The 15,381-nt window shown below is 59.3% G+C and carries 18 protein-coding genes; 15 read left to right on the top strand and 3 right to left on the bottom strand.

Annotated elements, in window-relative coordinates:
* Positions 1-28 precede the first annotated feature (28 nt).
* The 7 genes from ureC to ureG all read left to right on the top strand — a co-directional run bounded on the left by ureC (position 29) and on the right by ureG (position 5,128).
* Positions 29-1,741: an urease subunit alpha gene (ureC, locus tag KKY_RS17240; protein ID WP_014132670.1), complete on the top strand. Its 1,713-nt coding sequence runs from the start codon at positions 29-31 to the stop codon at positions 1,739-1,741.
* Positions 1,742-1,829: 88 nt separating this feature from the next.
* On the top strand, positions 1,830-2,525 hold the full coding sequence (locus KKY_RS17235; RefSeq protein ID WP_014132669.1) for an AzlC family ABC transporter permease: 696 nt from the start codon (positions 1,830-1,832) through the stop codon (positions 2,523-2,525).
* Complete coding sequence (locus KKY_RS17230; RefSeq protein WP_014132668.1) at positions 2,522-2,842, top strand: AzlD domain-containing protein; 321 nt, start codon at positions 2,522-2,524, stop codon at positions 2,840-2,842. The genes KKY_RS17235 and KKY_RS17230 overlap by 4 nt, the downstream gene beginning before the upstream one ends.
* Positions 2,843-2,908: 66 nt before the next feature.
* The gene (locus KKY_RS19775; RefSeq protein ID WP_014132667.1) at positions 2,909-3,289 is read left to right on the top strand and encodes an MliC family protein; all 381 of its coding nucleotides are present in this window, start codon (positions 2,909-2,911) and stop codon (positions 3,287-3,289) included.
* Between the two features lie 60 nt (positions 3,290-3,349).
* Complete coding sequence (locus KKY_RS17220) at positions 3,350-3,826, top strand: urease accessory protein UreE (RefSeq protein ID WP_014132666.1); 477 nt, start codon at positions 3,350-3,352, stop codon at positions 3,824-3,826.
* Entirely contained in the window at positions 3,798-4,499 is a 702-nt protein-coding gene (locus KKY_RS17215; RefSeq protein WP_050811751.1) for an urease accessory protein UreF, read from the top strand. The genes KKY_RS17220 and KKY_RS17215 overlap by 29 nt, the downstream gene beginning before the upstream one ends.
* Positions 4,496-5,128, top strand: coding sequence for an urease accessory protein UreG (ureG, locus tag KKY_RS17210; RefSeq protein WP_014132664.1), 633 nt, complete (start codon positions 4,496-4,498; stop codon positions 5,126-5,128). The genes KKY_RS17215 and ureG overlap by 4 nt, the downstream gene beginning before the upstream one ends.
* Here the strand turns inward: ureG and KKY_RS21040 are convergent.
* Positions 5,046-5,354, bottom strand: a complete 309-nt coding sequence (locus tag KKY_RS21040) for a DUF1127 domain-containing protein (protein ID WP_420864535.1) — start codon at positions 5,352-5,354, stop codon at positions 5,046-5,048. The two genes, ureG and KKY_RS21040, sit on opposite strands and share 83 nt — an antisense overlap.
* A 200-nt stretch (positions 5,355-5,554) precedes the next feature.
* On the opposite strand from KKY_RS21040, the gene KKY_RS17205 reads away from it, so the two are divergent.
* Positions 5,555-6,046, top strand: a complete 492-nt coding sequence (locus KKY_RS17205) for an MmcB family DNA repair protein (RefSeq protein ID WP_014132663.1) — start codon at positions 5,555-5,557, stop codon at positions 6,044-6,046.
* On the opposite strand, the gene KKY_RS17200 is transcribed toward KKY_RS17205, so the two are convergent.
* Positions 6,038-6,841 carry a YbaY family lipoprotein gene (locus KKY_RS17200; RefSeq protein WP_014132662.1) on the bottom strand — a complete coding sequence of 268 codons (804 nt, stop codon included), beginning with the start codon at positions 6,839-6,841 and terminating at the stop codon, positions 6,038-6,040. The two genes, KKY_RS17205 and KKY_RS17200, sit on opposite strands and share 9 nt — an antisense overlap.
* Positions 6,842-7,078: 237 nt before the next feature.
* On the opposite strand from KKY_RS17200, the gene KKY_RS17195 reads away from it, so the two are divergent.
* The 7 genes from KKY_RS17195 to KKY_RS17165 all read left to right on the top strand — a co-directional run bounded on the left by KKY_RS17195 (position 7,079) and on the right by KKY_RS17165 (position 14,807).
* Entirely contained in the window at positions 7,079-7,999 is a 921-nt protein-coding gene (locus KKY_RS17195; RefSeq protein WP_014132661.1) for a ribokinase, read from the top strand.
* Positions 7,996-9,210, top strand: a complete 1,215-nt coding sequence (locus KKY_RS17190; protein WP_014132660.1) for a class I SAM-dependent RNA methyltransferase — start codon at positions 7,996-7,998, stop codon at positions 9,208-9,210. The genes KKY_RS17195 and KKY_RS17190 overlap by 4 nt, the downstream gene beginning before the upstream one ends.
* Before the next feature lie 278 nt (positions 9,211-9,488).
* Positions 9,489-10,817, top strand: a complete 1,329-nt coding sequence (ugpB, locus tag KKY_RS17185) for a sn-glycerol-3-phosphate ABC transporter substrate-binding protein UgpB (protein ID WP_014132659.1) — start codon at positions 9,489-9,491, stop codon at positions 10,815-10,817.
* Positions 10,818-10,944: 127 nt separating this feature from the next.
* Positions 10,945-11,829 carry a sn-glycerol-3-phosphate ABC transporter permease UgpA gene (ugpA, locus tag KKY_RS17180; RefSeq protein WP_014132658.1) on the top strand — a complete coding sequence of 295 codons (885 nt, stop codon included), beginning with the start codon at positions 10,945-10,947 and terminating at the stop codon, positions 11,827-11,829.
* 15 nt (positions 11,830-11,844) lie between these two features.
* Positions 11,845-12,693, top strand: coding sequence for a sn-glycerol-3-phosphate ABC transporter permease UgpE (ugpE, locus tag KKY_RS17175; RefSeq protein ID WP_014132657.1), 849 nt, complete (start codon positions 11,845-11,847; stop codon positions 12,691-12,693).
* A 3-nt stretch (positions 12,694-12,696) separates the two neighbouring features.
* Positions 12,697-13,749 carry a sn-glycerol-3-phosphate ABC transporter ATP-binding protein UgpC gene (gene ugpC / locus KKY_RS17170; RefSeq protein ID WP_014132656.1) on the top strand — a complete coding sequence of 351 codons (1,053 nt, stop codon included), beginning with the start codon at positions 12,697-12,699 and terminating at the stop codon, positions 13,747-13,749.
* A gap of 263 nt (positions 13,750-14,012) precedes the next feature.
* Entirely contained in the window at positions 14,013-14,807 is a 795-nt protein-coding gene (locus tag KKY_RS17165) for a hypothetical protein (protein WP_014132655.1), read from the top strand.
* Positions 14,808-14,812: 5 nt separating this feature from the next.
* On the opposite strand, the gene KKY_RS17160 is transcribed toward KKY_RS17165, so the two are convergent.
* Positions 14,813-15,244, bottom strand: a complete 432-nt coding sequence (locus KKY_RS17160) for an Lrp/AsnC family transcriptional regulator (RefSeq protein ID WP_014132654.1) — start codon at positions 15,242-15,244, stop codon at positions 14,813-14,815.
* Between the last annotated feature and the right edge of the window lie 137 nt (positions 15,245-15,381).

The raw sequence follows: 15,381 nt of genomic DNA, 5'->3' as shown, positions 1-15,381 counted from the left end.
GGCATTCCCCTGTGACAAGGAGCTAAGCATGGCTGCAAAAATTTCCCGCGCGCTTTACGCAGACATGTACGGTCCCACCACAGGAGATCGGGTGCGGCTGGCCGATACCGAGTTGTTCATCGAAGTGGAAAAAGACTTCACCGTCTATGGCGAAGAGGTCAAATTCGGCGGCGGCAAGGTGATCCGGGACGGCATGGGGCAATCGCAGGTTACCCGCGCCGCAGGCGCGGTTGACACGGTGATCACCAACGCACTTATCGTCGATCACACGGGAATTTACAAAGCCGATATCGGCCTCAAGGACGGCGTGATCGCTGCCATTGGCAAGGCGGGAAATCCCGATACCCAACCGGGCGTCAACATCATCGTGGGACCGGGCACTGAGGCGATTGCTGCCGAGGGCAAGATCGTGACCGCCGGCGGATTCGACGCCCATATTCATTTTATCTGCCCCCAGCAGATCGAGGAGGCTCTGACGTCAGGACTGACCACAATGCTGGGTGGGGGCACCGGACCAGCGCATGGAACGCTGGCGACAACATGCACGCCCGGCGCCTGGCATCTGGGCCGAATGATCCAGTCATTTGACGCCTTTCCCATGAACATCGCGCTCGCGGGCAAGGGCAATGCCTCAAAGCCCGAAGCGCTTGTCGAAATGATCATGGGTGGCGCCGCCGCTCTCAAGCTGCATGAGGACTGGGGAACGACGCCCGCCGCCATCGACAATTGTCTTTCGGTTGCCGATGCCTATGACGTGCAGGTGATGATCCACACCGACACGCTCAATGAATCGGGCTTTGTGGAAGACACGATAAACGCCTTCAAGGGACGGACCATCCACGCATTCCACACCGAAGGTGCCGGCGGCGGGCACGCACCCGACATCATCAAGGTGTGCGGGCTGGAAAACGTCATCCCGTCCTCGACCAATCCGACCCGTCCCTATACGCGCAACACGTTGGCCGAGCATCTCGACATGCTCATGGTCTGCCACCATCTCGACCCTTCGATTGCCGAAGACGTGGCGTTTGCTGAAAGTCGCATCCGCAAGGAAACAATCGCTGCCGAGGATATCCTGCACGACATCGGCGCCTTTTCGATCATTTCCTCGGACAGCCAGGCCATGGGCCGGGTGGGCGAAGTTATCATCCGCACCTGGCAGACCGCCGACAAGATGAAGCGCCAGCGCGGCGCCCTGCCCGAGGAGGCAGGCGACAACGACAATTTCCGGGTCAAGCGCTATATCGCCAAATATACGATCAATCCGGCTATAGCGCATGGCATTTCAACCCATATCGGATCGATAGAAATCGGCAAGCGGGCCGACATAGTCGTCTGGAACCCCGCCTTTTTCGGCGTAAAGCCGGAACTGGTGCTTATGGGTGGAATGATCGCCACCGCTCCAATGGGCGACCCCAATGCGTCAATTCCGTCTCCCCAGCCGATGCACTATCGCCCCATGTTCGGCGCATATGGCAAGGCGATCGCCAACACTTCGGTGACCTTTGTCTCCAAGGCGGCATTTGAAAGCGGGCTCAAGGGCAAACTGGGCGTCGATAAATCTATGCTTGCGGTCGACAACACCAGGGGCGGCATCGGCAAATCCGCAATGATCCACAACAGCGCGACGCCCGAGGTTACCGTCGATCCGGAAACCTACGAGGTCCGGGCAGACGGCGAATTGCTGACCTGTGAGCCTGCCGACGTGCTGCCGATGGCGCAGCGCTACTTCCTGTTCTGAAACACGAGCAAGCACCGAGGTCGCGGCTGGCTTTCACGATGGATCGGCCCTATAGAGGATGGGCCTATCCATCCGTTACAACCCTTCCATGCCCGCTCCCCTTGCCAGTTTCCGTTCCGGCGCAAGTGCGTCAACGCCCATAGCCATCGGGTATGTACCGGTCGGCATCGCGTTCGGCATTGCCGCGATCAAGGCGGGGTTTTCGGCGCTCGAGGCAATTATGCTCTCAGCGGTCGTTTATGCAGGAGCAAGCCAGTTTCTGGTTCTCGCTCTGGTCGGAGCGGGCGCTCCGATCCTGGTCACCGCACTTTCAATCATCGCGACCAATCTCCGGCACGTTTTTTACGGCCCGGCGATCCTCGAAGCCGCGCGGGACCGGGCGACCCGACGTCATGCCTGGGCGTGGAGCTTTTTTCTTTCCGACGGCGCATTCGGTTCGGCGATCATTGCAATCAACCGAACAAAGGAACATTTTTCGCCGCGCTTCATGTTCGGGGTCGCCGCCGGTCCCTATCTGTCCTGGGTGATCGGCACGGCTATCGGGTCGCTGCTGGGCACGTCGCTCGCGGCGTGGCCGGCGGTCGATGCGGCCATGGGTTTTCTCATGCCGGCGCTGTTTCTGGCCATGGTGCTTTCGCTCCTGACCAAAGAGCACATCCCCGTGGTGATCGTCACCGCATGCCTTACATTGCCGTTGATTGTCCTTGTTTCGCCGACAGTGGGAATATTGGGCGGAATGGTCGTGGGAGCGCTGTCGGGTCTGGTGATCCGGAGGCGAACATGAATACCGAGTTTCTGATCGTTACGCTGCTCGTCGGGCTGGGCACCTGGATGCTGCGCTTTCTGCCGACGCGGTTCATGCGCGGGACGGGTAATCCCGAGGCACCCCTGAGCCGGTTTTTGTCTGCAACCGGACCCGCAGCCATTGCCGCGCTTTATGTGGGCGCCATCCTGCCGATGGTGTCGCCCGAACTGCACGCGATTGCCCCGCTCGTATTGGGTTCGGGAGCCGTAATCGCGATATACTACTGGCGCCGCGACGTATCACTTGCGACGCTGGGCGGAGCTGTTGTGTACGGTCTGGTCTTTGCCATTGTTTGATCGGGCCCGTCATGGTGCTGCCGGGAATCGAATGGTAGGGTTCATGGGCCAAATCACAGGAGGTCGATGATGAAATCCCCTATGCTCGCCGCTTGCCTGGCCATGTCCGCACTTCCCGCCGGTGCCGTGGAGACCTCCATGCAATTGGTTCTCGAATTCGAGGGCAACGCCCAGCGCGATATTGTCACCTATCAGTGCGACGGCATCGACGAGCCGATGACAGTGCACTACATCAATGCGCATCCAACCTTTCTCGCCATCGTTCCGATCGAGGGCGAAGAGATGATTTTCGCCAACGTCATCTCAGCCTCCGGCGCCCGCTATGTTTCGGGGCAGTACGAATGGTGGTCGCGCGGGAACGAGGCGATGTTCACCAACGTCATGGATGGCACCGAGGATGCCGAGGCCGAACCGATCACCTGTCATGCAGCCCAGGATATCCCCTGAACGCTGGCGCATTTCTTGCATCTGATGCCGGCAATTGAACGGGCTGCGAAAGAGGATGGAATGCGCGCAACAGGAGTTGGACTTAAAGGCAAATGGCAGGGCGCTCTCGCCGGACGCGTTGAGCTGGCTCACGATCAGCGGGCCCTCCGCCGCAAGCTCGTTACACTCGATAACGGGCTCGATATCCTCGTCGACCTTCCCCAAACCGTGGCGCTTGAAACCGGGGATGCGCTCAAGCTTGAGGACGGGCGTTTCGCCGAGATCGTCGCCGCGAAAGAGCCGCTCTATGCGATAACCGGTACCGACACGGCCCATCTGGCCCAATTGTGCTGGCATATCGGCAATCGGCACCTGCCTTGCCAGATTGAAACCAAATCGGGCGTGCCGCAACGGCTTCTGATCGGACGGGATCACGTCATCAAGGACATGCTTGAAGGTCTCGGGGCGAAGGTCGTTGAAATCAGCGCGTCGTTTTCGCCGTTGCGCGGGGCGTATTCGGGCCAGGAACATGGACACACGCACCATCACCATGGATGAGCGGGCCGCGCTGATCCGCCTTTTCTCATGGCTCTCTCCGGCATTCCCCATAGGCGGGTTCGCCTATAGCCAGGGCCTCGAGGTAGCCATCGCCGATGGACGGGTCAAAGATAAGGGCGAGCTTGCCGATTGGATAAACGGTCAGCTTCATCACGGCAGCCTGCGCACCGATGCCTATTTTCTCGCCATTGCTGCCCGTGCAGTGACCAATGGCGACTGGACGATGCTTGCCGAAGCAAATGGATTGTGCCTCGCCCTCCAGATATCGTCGGAGCGTGACAAGGAAACGCGCGAACAGGCGCAATCCTTTCTCGCTGCTGCGTCTGCATGGCCAACGGCCATGCCAAAGGAACTCGGCACTGTTCTTGAACGGCCAATGGCCCTGCCAATCGCGTTTGGCGCAATGGCAGGTTTGCACGGCGTTTCACCGGGTGCCTCAGTTGCCGGCTTTGCGAACAGCGCAGTGGCGCAGCAGATCTCGGTCGGCGTCCGGCTCATTCCGCTTGGACAAACTGCAGGCCTCGCCATACAGGCCGGGCTGGAAGCAGAAATCGCGCAACTGAGCACAAAGGCGCTCTCGGCCCAACTGGAGGACATTTCGAGCTTGTCCTATGGCACCGATATTGCAAGCCTGAAACACGAGGATCTCAAGGTAAGGATTTTTCGATCATGAGTTCAAAAAACGGCCCGCTTCGCGTCGGGATCGGAGGTCCGGTCGGCTCAGGCAAGACGGCGCTTACCGAAAAGCTCTGCAAGGCGATGCGTGACGATTATTCGGTGGGGGTCGTGACAAACGACATCTACACCAAGGAAGATGCGATGATGCTGGCACGCCTGCAGGCTCTGCCGGAAGACCGTATCCTTGGCGTGGAAACCGGAGGGTGTCCGCATACGGCAATCCGCGAGGACGCATCGATCAATCTGCGGGCCATCGCCGAACTCAATGCCCGCATCCCCGATCTCGATATCGTTTTTATCGAATCTGGCGGCGACAATCTGGCGGCAACGTTTTCTCCAGACCTCGCCGACATCACGCTTTATGTCATTTCGGTCTGCCAGGGTGAAGAAATTCCGCGCAAAGGCGGGCCCGGCATCACGCGCTCGGACATGCTGGTCATCAACAAGGCCGACCTCGCCCCCTATGTGGAAGTCGATCTCAACGTCATGGCGACCGACGCTCAAAGAATGCGCGACGGCCAGCCCCACGTCTTCACAGATCTCAAGCGGGGTAAGGGCGTCGATGAAATCGTTGCGTTTCTTGAGCGTCACGGCGGGCTGGCCCGCACGCAGATGACGCTGTAGACGCGATAGGGTGCCCGGCGTCTGCTCGAAATTCCTCGTGCTCCTCCCGCAGCGCAAACAGGCTGATGGGACCTTTCTTGTGCATCACCTTGCGGCTGATGCGCCGCAAATCGGCCCCGCTTAGCCCGAGGTCGCGCCTCAGTTGGGGATCGAGCCGCCTCAGCGCGCTATAGGTCTGGTGGAAAGCGATCCAGTCACGCAGTATCGTGAAAGCAGAATTGAACATAACACAGCCTTTCAGGCGCGCTCGACGCGCTTTTTCTTGCATTTGAAATCTGGATTAACGAACGACGACATATGCCTACCGTTGAGTTCATTGTGCTCTCTGGGGTCCGCGGTACGCTACGGACGTGTTCGCAATTGCCATTTCATTTTTGAAACGCCGTGAGTCTGGCCAGCATTTGTCAAAAGGAATAAAATGAGAACATGACCCACCCCGAATCCAGCATCGAGCCTCAAATCGTCGATGGTCGTCAGTCACCCACCGCACTGCGCGTGCAGCGCGGCGTGATGCGTTTTCTGCGTTCGGTCCACGACATGACCTGTTTTGCCGAAGTGCCGCTTTCCAACGGGCGACGCGCCGACGTGATCGCTCTGGGCGGCAAGGGTGAAATCTGGATCGTGGAAATCAAATCGAGCCTTATGGACTACAGGGTCGACGCCAAATGGCCCAACTACAAGGATTTTTGCGACCGGTTCTTTTTCTGCAAGCCGCCAGAGCTCGATGCAGAAATTTTTCCCGCAGAAGAAGGGCTGATGGTGGCCGACGGTCATTGGGGCGATATCCTGCGCCACGCGGCGCACGAGCCCCTGCCCGGCGCGCGGCGCAAGGCGATGCTGTTAAAGCTCGCTCGTTTGGGGGCAGACAGGGTCCATGCGCTGATGGACCCCGAAACCCGCAGGGAAGGCCTATTCTGAGGCGTGCGCCTCAAGGGTTGCGACAGCATTTCCTGCGCTATCGAGGAGGATGAGCGCCTCGCTCTCAATACGGTAGCTCGATGTTGCGCCCAACGCGTCGAAGAAGGCGCGTTCCTGGCTCATTTTGCGATCCTCGCAGGCCATCATCGTTGAAAAGACATCTGAAATCGACAGGCGGCCGTCATCCTCAAAGGTGACGGACCCGCCATAGGAATTGCATCCGCCCGTACCGCCCAAAGATGAATCGCTTTCGCCGAAAACGAGCGTCGTTTCGATGCCCTCGGCCGATGGTGTGTCGCCGAGCATGGTGAGCAGCCATCCCCTACCGGCCAGATCGGCCGGCAAGATAACCTCGGTCGCATCGCCATCTTCGGGCTGAGGCGCGGGCTCTGCGCTACGCGCATTGACCAAAGGCACGGAAACCGGTTCGGTCTGGGTCAGCGGATCGACGGAAATGCGCGTGTCGTTGATAAACCAGACGTCGCCATCGACCTCGATACGTGCCGCAATGGCATAGGAATGACCCTCCACGACAGCGTCGGCGTCAAAATCAATGACAAAGTCAATCGGGACCTGCCCGGCGGGTTCGATGACGTCCACACCAATCGTTGTAGACGGCGCATCGGCCAGAGAAACATCGATCAGCGACACGGTCGCCACCGCATTTTCGGGCAGCGCGATGCGTTCGCGGTAGGCGATATCGCCGGTGATGGCCAGCGTATCCGCAAAAGCGGCGCCAGCCATCATGCCTGCTGCAAGCGCCGCAAGGCCCATGGGTTTTACGAAGGATTTCATGGTTCAAATCTCCTTGGCTGTCAGGCAATCAATTAATGGCCGGCCTTGTCGGTTCGGCGGGCTGAACAGGGGCTGAACGAGCGCATGTGAAGCTCATTTCGCCGACAGCGGTGATAGCTGCACCGGCGCCGCACCAACGCCAATTCCAAGTCTTTGCTGGCGCTTGACGAAATCGTTTGAGTTGAACGCTTCTCCTCTGGCACAAGGGAAAAAGATGCACTTGGGAGGGTAGTTGCCGTGATCGTTGTGTTCGGCTCCATCAATATCGATCTGATCGGTCACGCGCCAGCGCTGATGCGACCGGGCGAAACCGTTCTGGGCACCAGCCTTGAATTTTCGCCTGGCGGCAAGGGTGGCAACCAGGCACTCGCAGCAAGTCGGGCGGGCGCTGACGTTAAAATGGTAGGGTGCGTGGGCAGCGACGATTTCGCGACCCGTGCGCTTGCGCTGCTGAGCGAGGCCGAGATCGACCTCTCCGGTGTCCGACACATGGACCGCCACACCGGAACCGCGCTCATCATCGTCGATGATGCCGGGGAAAACATGATCACCGTACTGCCCGGCGCCAATTCCCGCCTGACGGCCGCGGCACTCGAGCAAGCCGGCATCGAGAGGGGAGACTATCTGCTGCTCCAGCTCGAAACGCCCCTGGAAGGCGTGCTTGCCGCTGCAGCTCTGGCGCGAAACAATGGCGCCGAAATCGTTCTCAACCTGGCCCCGTTCATGGATTTCGACCCGGCATTGCTGGACAATGTCGATGTGCTGGTCATCAACGAAACCGAGTTGGCCGGCGTGCTCAAAATGCTCGACGCTCCCCAGCTCGACGAAGTCGATGCCGTGTCCTGGCTCTCCGAAAAATTTGGCAATACCGTGGTGGCAACACTTGGCGCGCGCGGTGCCATCGGCGTCGCCGCCGGAGAGGTTACCGTCGTTCCTTCGCTCAAGATCAGACCGGTCGATACGGTGGGGGCCGGCGATACATTTGTGGGGTATCTTGCCGCCGGGCTGGCCGACGGCATCGATCTCGCATCTGCGATGGACAGGGCCTCGGTTGCCGCAGGACTGGCGTGTCTGACACCCGGTGCCCAACCCTCCATTCCCGAGCGCGGGGCTGTGGAAGACCGGCTGACGGCTGATGGGAGACCGAGGGCCCGATGAGCCATACCGAAACGCTCACGATCGAGCGCCTCGGTCATCGCGGCGAGGGCATAGCCACATTCGATGGCAAATCGGTTTTCGTCGGTTTAACGCTCGAGGGCGAAACCGTCATTGCCGAGATCGAAGGCAATCGCGGCCGACTCATCGAAATTATCGACCCAAGCCCCGAGCGACGGCCGGCCCCTTGTCCACATTTCGGCTCCTGCGGCGGTTGCCAGTTGCAGCATCTCGGCCTGGAAACCTATGGCCGATTCAAGCGCAGTCTGGTGGTCGATGCGCTCTCGCGCGCCAACGTCAACGCCAATATCGCAGATCTGGTCTTTGCCCACGGGGCCGGCCGGCGTCGAGCCACATTGCACGCAACCAGGGCTGCCGCCGGGTTCATGGCATTGCGCAGTCATCACATTCACGATCTCGACACCTGCCCAATCCTGGTTCCCGCCCTGGCGCCTGCGCCGGAAATCACGCGCTCGGTCGCCGCCGTCGCCGGGCCATGTGATGTCGGCTTTACCGCCAGCGATTTGGGCCTTGACGTTGCCGTCCGGGCCAAGGGCGCCAGGCCCACTGCGAGGCTGACGGAAATCGCCCGCCAGTTCGACCTCGCGCGACTCTCTCTCAATGGCGAGCCTTTGATCCTCCAACGTCTCCCGGTAGTAACCATGGGGCCGTCCAGCGTACCCTTGCCGGTGTCCAGCTTTCTGCAAGCTACTGCTGAAGCCGAGGAGGTTCTCGCGTCGCTCGTTCTGAACGCCATACGAGGCGCCAGGCATGTCGCCGATCTCTTTTGTGGCATGGGTCCGTTTGCCTTGCGGATCGCCTTGAAGGTCCCGGTTTTTGCTGCCGATTCGGATGCCCCGGCGATTGGCGCGCTGGAGGCAGCGAGACGCAACACCAAAGGACTCAAGCCGATTGCTGCTGAGCGGCGTGATCTGTTTCGCGAGCCGCTTGAGCTTTTCGAACTCAACCGCTTCGATGCAGTCGTGCTCGACCCACCGCGGGCTGGCGCGCAGGCTCAAGTCAGGACCCTTGCGAAATCGAAGGTCAAGACCGTCATTTATGTGAGTTGCGACCCGCAGAGTTTTGCGCGGGATGCCGCCATTCTGATTGCCGGCGGTTACCGGATCGGCACGGTCTCGCCGGTCGATCAGTTCGCCTACTCGTCACATGTGGAGATTTTCGCGGTTTTCTACAGGAACGAACAGCGTGCCTGAAACCGGTTGTCAATCGTGACGATACTGTCACAATGGAGTGACCGTTCACGCAAAAATGCGGAGGGGCCGGCCACATGATCGTGGCGTGAGGAGGAGGCTGGAGGAGGCATCGCGAGCTTGCCGGGTGGGCTCGACGCCACGCGCGTCAGGGTTTTCCACTGTCATGGAAACATCACGATACCGTCACCTGAGCTTTGCACGCCCGGTCTAGGCATCTCGCCCATGGTTCTACGCCATCGGCCGGATGCGGTCGCAATGACATTGATCGGGAGAACATCATGTTCAAGACACTTCTGGCCTGCGGCACAGCCGGCGTGGCCCTTTTCCTGGGAGCCACTTCGGCATTTGCCCAGACCGAAATCAACTGGTGGCATTCGATGGGTGGCGAGCTCGGCGAGCGCCTCAACGCCATCGCCGAAGATTTCAACGCGTCCCAGGACCTCTATTCCGTCGTGCCGTCCTATCGCGGTGAATACGAGGAATCGATGGTCAACACCATCGCTGCCTTCCGGGCTGGCGAACAACCGCATCTGGTGCAGATCTACGAAGTCGGCACCGGCACCATGATGGCCGCGCAAGGCGCCGTTTATCCGGTCTACCAGCTCATGGAAGAGCACGGAAACGATTTTGATCCGTCCGCTTATCTTCCGGTGGTTACCGGCTACTACAGCGATACCGAGGGCAACATGCTCTCGATGCCGTTCAACTCCTCAACCCCGATCCTCTATTACAACAAGGACGCGTTCGAGGCTGCCGGTCTCGATCCCGAAACGCCCCCGGCCACCTGGGAGGAACTCGCCGAGTTCTCGCAAACGATCATCGATGCGGATGCCGCAAGCTGCGGCTTTTCAATGGGCTATGCGGCCACATGGGTCGGCCTTGAGAATTTCTCGGCTCTGCACAATCAACCCTTCGGTACACTCGAGAACGGCTTTGGCGGTCTCGATGCCGAATTCAGCTTCAATGGCGAAACCCAGGCGCGTTTCTGGGATGACCTCAAGACCTGGGCCGACGCCGGCATCTTCATGTATGGCGGCCCCGCCGGTGGTCCAGACTCCGCACCCGCCTTCTATTCGGGCGATTGCGCCATGTACATGAACTCTTCGGGCTCGCGTGCCGGCGTTATGGCCAATTCCGATTTCGAGGTGGGCTTTGGCATGCTCCCGGTCTATGGCGACGTCGATGGCGCGCCGCAGAACTCGATCATCGGCGGCGCTACCCTTTGGGTGCTCTCCGGCCATGAAGACGCTGAATATGAAGGCGTCGCGGCATTTTTCGACTATCTCTCCTCCGCCGAGGTCCAGGCCGAATGGCACCAGGGGACGGGCTATCTGCCCATCACCCAGGCTGCCTACGAACTGAGCCAGGAGCAGGGCTATTACGAGGAAAACCCGGGCGCCGACATCGCGATCGAACAGATCAACCTCAACGCTCCGACCGAGAACTCCAAGGGGTTGCGTTTCGGCAACTTCCCCCAGGTCCGCATTGTGCTCGATGAAGAGTTGCAGGCGGTTCTTGCCGGTGAAAAGACCGGCCAGGAAGCCCTGGATTCGGCCGTCGAACGCGGCAACCAAATCCTGCGCGACTTCCAGGCTGCCAACAGCTAGAGCGTACCTTCACAATACCGACCCCGGCTTTCCAGCCGGGGTTTCTTGCATCCGACCGCCCGGCGGAAACCGTCGGGAACGACCAAAAGAGTCCGGCGGACATCTGATACGTCACGGGGCATTGTTCATGCAGACCAAGCGGTCGATCTTTACCAATCGGTGGCTTCCCTACCTCTTGCTGGGTCCCCAGCTTGCGATCACCCTGATCTTTTTCATCTGGCCGGCAAGCCAGGCCGTGAAATCGAGCTTCGAACGTGAGGACCCGTTCGGGTTCCGCACCACATTCATCTGGTTGGACAATTACACCCGCATTCTGTCGGATCCGAGCTATCTCAACGCACTGGGCCGCACGGCGGTGTTTGCGGTTTCGGTCACCTTGCTCTCGATGGGATTTGCCCTGCTTCTTGCGGTGTGCGTGGACCGCGTGCTGCGCACGCAGCGTTTCTACACAACGCTTTTGGTCTGGCCCTATGCGGTCGCTCCGGTCGTTGCGGGGGTATTGTGGTGGTTCATGTTCAATCCCACCATCGGGCTTTTGCCGCATATCCTCGACTGGTTCGGAATGGACTGGAACCACCGGGTTTCAGGCACGCAGGCCATGATCCTGATTACCATCGCCGCGGCGTGGAAGCAGATTTCGTACAATTTCCTGTTTTTCCTCGCGGGGCTGCAATCGATCCCGGCTTCTCTGTCGGAAGCTGCATCGATCGATGGTGCCGGCCCGTTCAAGCGCTTCTGGACAATCGTCTTTCCGCTGCTTTCACCCACTACATTCTTCCTGCTCATCATCAACATAAACTATGTGATGTTCGAAACCTTCGGGGTAATCGACGCAACCACGTCAGGCGGGCCGAACCAGGCGACGATGACGCTTGTCTACAAGGTCTATACCGATGGCGTCATCGGCCTCAATATCGGTTCGTCCTCGGCGCAATCGGTGCTGCTGATGGGTATCGTGATCGTCCTCACCTTCATCCAGTTCCGCTACGTGGAACGCCGCGTCAATTACTAAAGGGAGCGCCGTTCCGTGGTTGAAAACAGACCTTTTCTCGACTTTCTCACCCATCTGGTGCTGATCGTGGGTGTGCTGATCGTGGCATTCCCGGTGTATATCGCGTTCATCGCCTCCACCCACGAGCCATCGGCCTTCGTGCGTGGTGTGATGCCACTGCTGCCGGGAGATAATCTTGTGCAGTCCTATTCGACAATGCTGGGCGAGGGACACCAGATAGCGGGGACGCCGCCGGTATGGTTGATGCTGGGCAATTCGCTCTTGATGGCGCTGATCATTTCGGTCGGCAAGATCGCGATCTCGATTACCTCGGCCTTCGCCATCGTCTATTTCCGCTTTCCATTCCGGACGCTGGCGTTCTGGATCATCTTTGTGACGCTGATGCTACCGGTCGAGGTGAGGATCATTCCGACCTATGCAGTGGTCGCCAATCTCGACATGCTCAACTCCTATGCCGGGCTGACCCTGCCGCTTATCGCTTCGGCGACGGCCACCTTTCTTTTCCGCCAGTTCTTCATGACGGTGCCCGAGGAATTGATGGAGGCCGCGCGCGTCGATGGCGCGGGGCCGATGAAGTTCTTCAAGGACATACTCATCCCCATCTCGATCACCAACATCGCGGCGCTGTTCGTCATCATGTTCATCTATGGCTGGATTCAGTACCTCTGGCCGCTGCTCATCACCACGCAGGAACAGTTCTACACAATCGTCATGGGGATCAAGCGGATGCTGTCCCTGGCGGATCGCGAACCCGAATGGAACCTCGTCATGGCGACGGTAATCCTTGCCATGTTGCCGCCCGTCCTCGTGGTCCTCTTTATGCAGCGCCTTTTCGTCAAAGGCCTGGTCGAATCGGAGAAATAAGCTATGGCCGCCATTGAAATTTCCAGCCTGCGCAAGGTCTATTCAGGCAATGTGGAGGCCATCAAGACCGTTGATCTCACGATCGATGATGGTGAGCTCGTGGTTCTGGTGGGGCCATCGGGCTGCGGGAAATCCACTCTGTTGCGCATGATCGCCGGCCTTGAAACCATAACCTCGGGCGAGGTGAAAATCGGCGACAAGACGGTCAACAAGCTCGAACCCGCCGAGCGTGACATCGCCATGGTGTTCCAGAATTATGCGCTCTATCCCCATATGAGCGTCCGCGGCAATCTCGAATACGGTTTAAAGAACCGTAAGACGCCCAGAACTGAAATCGATGAACGGGTCAATGAAGCGGCCCGCATCCTCGAAATCGAGGCCTTTCTCGACCGCAAGCCCCGCCAGCTTTCGGGTGGCCAGCGACAGCGTGTTGCGATGGGCCGGGCCATCGTACGCAAGCCCAAGGCTTTTCTTTTCGACGAGCCTCTTTCCAATCTCGATGCCAAGCTGCGCGGGCAGATGCGGGTGGAAATCCGCAGGCTGCAGCGCACGCTCGGCACGACATCGGTCTATGTAACTCACGATCAGCTCGAAGCCATGACGCTTGCCGACAAACTTGTGGTGATGAACGGCGGTCAGATCGAACAGGTCGGAAAGCCGCTCGATATTTACACCAACCCCGCGTCGGTATTCGTCGCTGGCTTCATGGGGTCCCCGGGCATGAACCTGCTTGATCCTCATGCGCTTGGCCGCGTCGCCGGAAACCTTCCTGGGTTCGTTTCTTCGCAGTGCGGGACCATCGGCATCAGACCTGAAGACATAGCGCTCGTCGCCCCGAGCCAGCCCCACCTCACCCTTGAGGTCATCGTGGACGCGGTCGAACTTGTCGGCTCGGAAAGTCTTGTCTATGCCCACGCCGAGGGGATCGACAAGGAGTTGGTGCTGCGCACGCAGGGCATTCATCCCGGAGAGCATGACGACAAACTCTCGCTTTATATCCAACATTCGGCCCTGCATTGCTTCGATGCGGCAACGGGGCGAAAAATCACGCGATAACGCCGACGGCCGGGGCCAGACGCCCTCGGCGCGTCAGTCGACTTCCGACCGGGAAGCCGCATCGCGCGCCATTGGGTGGGATGACATACATGCGGGAAGCGGAAATGTTTCGCTTTCCACCCATTGGGCGCACCCTATGCAACAAAAGGTGACCGATTTCGTCCCCTGGCGCTTGCCGCCACCCCATCGCAAGGTTAGCCATCAACCTCCATCCCTGTGTGGCCTCTCAGTACACAGGGGATTGGAATATGGAGGAAAATCAAATGACTATCGCTACCCGCTCCCTTGTTGGAGCCATGGTTCTGCTCGCCTCGACGTCAGCTTTCGCCCAGGATGTCGGGCCACAGCCCGGCGCTGGCGACGTCGGGCTGGATGCCCCAAGGCAAGTCCTGTTCGTGGGCAATTCGTACTTCTATTACAATGACAGTCTGCACAACCATACGAGCCGGATGGTTGGGGAGGGCGAAGGGATCGATGATCTTGCCTATCGCTCTATAACCATTTCGGGCGGCTCGCTGGACATGCATCCCTTTGAGCACTACCTGACCCCCGACGCCATCGGCTACGACACCCCGTTCGACGCAGTTATCCTGCAGGGGCATAGCGCCGCAGCCAATTCGGAATCGCGTACCGCCCGCTTCCGCGACGCGGTTGTGGCGGCGGATGCGCTGATCGATGAAAGTGGTGCTCAAACAGTGCTTTACATGAGCCACGCCTATGCCGAAGGGCACAACAGCTATGACCCGGAAATGACGGCGAACCTGGCGAGGGTCTATACTGAAGTCGGTGCGGAAGTGGGGGCGCTGGTCATTCCCGTCGGGCTGGCATTTGCCGGGGCGTATGAGGAGCGGCCCGATCTGGAACTGCATATGGAATTCGACCACAGCCACCCCAGCCTGGCAGGCTCGTATCTGGCGGCGGCGACGACGTATGCGACGCTTTATGACGCTTCGCCGGTGGGGCTGGAATATGATTATTTCGGCCGGCTGGACGCCGAAACAGCAGCGTTTCTGCAGCAGATTGCAGCGGATACGGTTGCAGAATTCCAAGGAAAATAAAAGACTTAGCGCTCTATCCGCGTCGATAGAATGATTGAAGACATGGTGCGCTCGACTCCGTCGAGCGCGCCGATTTTGTCGATGACGGAGTCGAGTTCGGCGACGGAGGGGGCTTCGACGATGACGATCATGTCGAAACTGCCCGAGACCGAGTGGACGGTGCGGACCTCTATCAAATCATCGAGGAATCTGAAGACCTTAGGCGCGAGCTTGGGCGAGACCGTGACCATCAGATGGGCGCGGATCTGGCCGGCGAGATAGTCGTAGGACAGCTTTACCACATAGCCGGCAATGGTGCCGTTGCGCTCGAGCTTTTCGAGGCGCGACTGGGCCGTACTCCTTGAAATTCCTAGCTTTCTCGCGATCTCGGCGACCGGCATGCGGGCGTTCTGGCGCAGCAGGGCGATCAGTTGGCGGTCGGCGTTAATTTTCGTCATTATGGCGTAAATTTTCGTCTATTTGCGCATTTTAAGTCGCGATTGTGCCTGATTGGAGCCTGCAAATCAACGGAACTCCGTGGCATCATGGGCAACAATGGCGCCAAAAGCTATGGAGTTGAGCGTTCGGTGCCACA

It is taken from the genome of Pelagibacterium halotolerans B2 (assembly GCF_000230555.1).
In the GTDB taxonomy this organism is placed as follows: domain Bacteria; phylum Pseudomonadota; class Alphaproteobacteria; order Rhizobiales; family Devosiaceae; genus Pelagibacterium; species Pelagibacterium halotolerans.
This window is presented reverse-complemented; position numbering and strand designations above follow the sequence as displayed.

What these genes read in the sequence shown, in the direction of transcription:
- KKY_RS17215 (WP_050811751.1), top strand. Translation starts at nt 3,798, where the DNA reads ATGGACACACGCACCATCACCATGGATGAGCGGGCCGCGCTGATCCGC.
- KKY_RS17230 (WP_014132668.1), top strand. Translation starts at nt 2,522, where the DNA reads ATGAATACCGAGTTTCTGATCGTTACGCTGCTCGTCGGGCTGGGCACC.
- KKY_RS19775 (WP_014132667.1), top strand. Translation starts at nt 2,909, where the DNA reads ATGATGAAATCCCCTATGCTCGCCGCTTGCCTGGCCATGTCCGCACTT.
- KKY_RS17190 (WP_014132660.1), top strand. Translation starts at nt 7,996, where the DNA reads ATGAGCCATACCGAAACGCTCACGATCGAGCGCCTCGGTCATCGCGGC.
- KKY_RS21040 (WP_420864535.1), bottom strand. Translation starts at nt 5,354, where the DNA reads ATGTTCAATTCTGCTTTCACGATACTGCGTGACTGGATCGCTTTCCAC.
- KKY_RS17160 (WP_014132654.1), bottom strand. Translation starts at nt 15,244, where the DNA reads ATGACGAAAATTAACGCCGACCGCCAACTGATCGCCCTGCTGCGCCAG.
- ureC (WP_014132670.1), top strand. Translation starts at nt 29, where the DNA reads ATGGCTGCAAAAATTTCCCGCGCGCTTTACGCAGACATGTACGGTCCC.
- ureG (WP_014132664.1), top strand. Translation starts at nt 4,496, where the DNA reads ATGAGTTCAAAAAACGGCCCGCTTCGCGTCGGGATCGGAGGTCCGGTC.
- KKY_RS17235 (WP_014132669.1), top strand. Translation starts at nt 1,830, where the DNA reads ATGCCCGCTCCCCTTGCCAGTTTCCGTTCCGGCGCAAGTGCGTCAACG.
- KKY_RS17205 (WP_014132663.1), top strand. Translation starts at nt 5,555, where the DNA reads ATGACCCACCCCGAATCCAGCATCGAGCCTCAAATCGTCGATGGTCGT.
- KKY_RS17165 (WP_014132655.1), top strand. Translation starts at nt 14,013, where the DNA reads ATGACTATCGCTACCCGCTCCCTTGTTGGAGCCATGGTTCTGCTCGCC.
- KKY_RS17220 (WP_014132666.1), top strand. Translation starts at nt 3,350, where the DNA reads ATGCGCGCAACAGGAGTTGGACTTAAAGGCAAATGGCAGGGCGCTCTC.
- KKY_RS17200 (WP_014132662.1), bottom strand. Translation starts at nt 6,841, where the DNA reads ATGAAATCCTTCGTAAAACCCATGGGCCTTGCGGCGCTTGCAGCAGGC.
- ugpC (WP_014132656.1), top strand. Translation starts at nt 12,697, where the DNA reads ATGGCCGCCATTGAAATTTCCAGCCTGCGCAAGGTCTATTCAGGCAAT.
- ugpB (WP_014132659.1), top strand. Translation starts at nt 9,489, where the DNA reads ATGTTCAAGACACTTCTGGCCTGCGGCACAGCCGGCGTGGCCCTTTTC.
- ugpA (WP_014132658.1), top strand. Translation starts at nt 10,945, where the DNA reads ATGCAGACCAAGCGGTCGATCTTTACCAATCGGTGGCTTCCCTACCTC.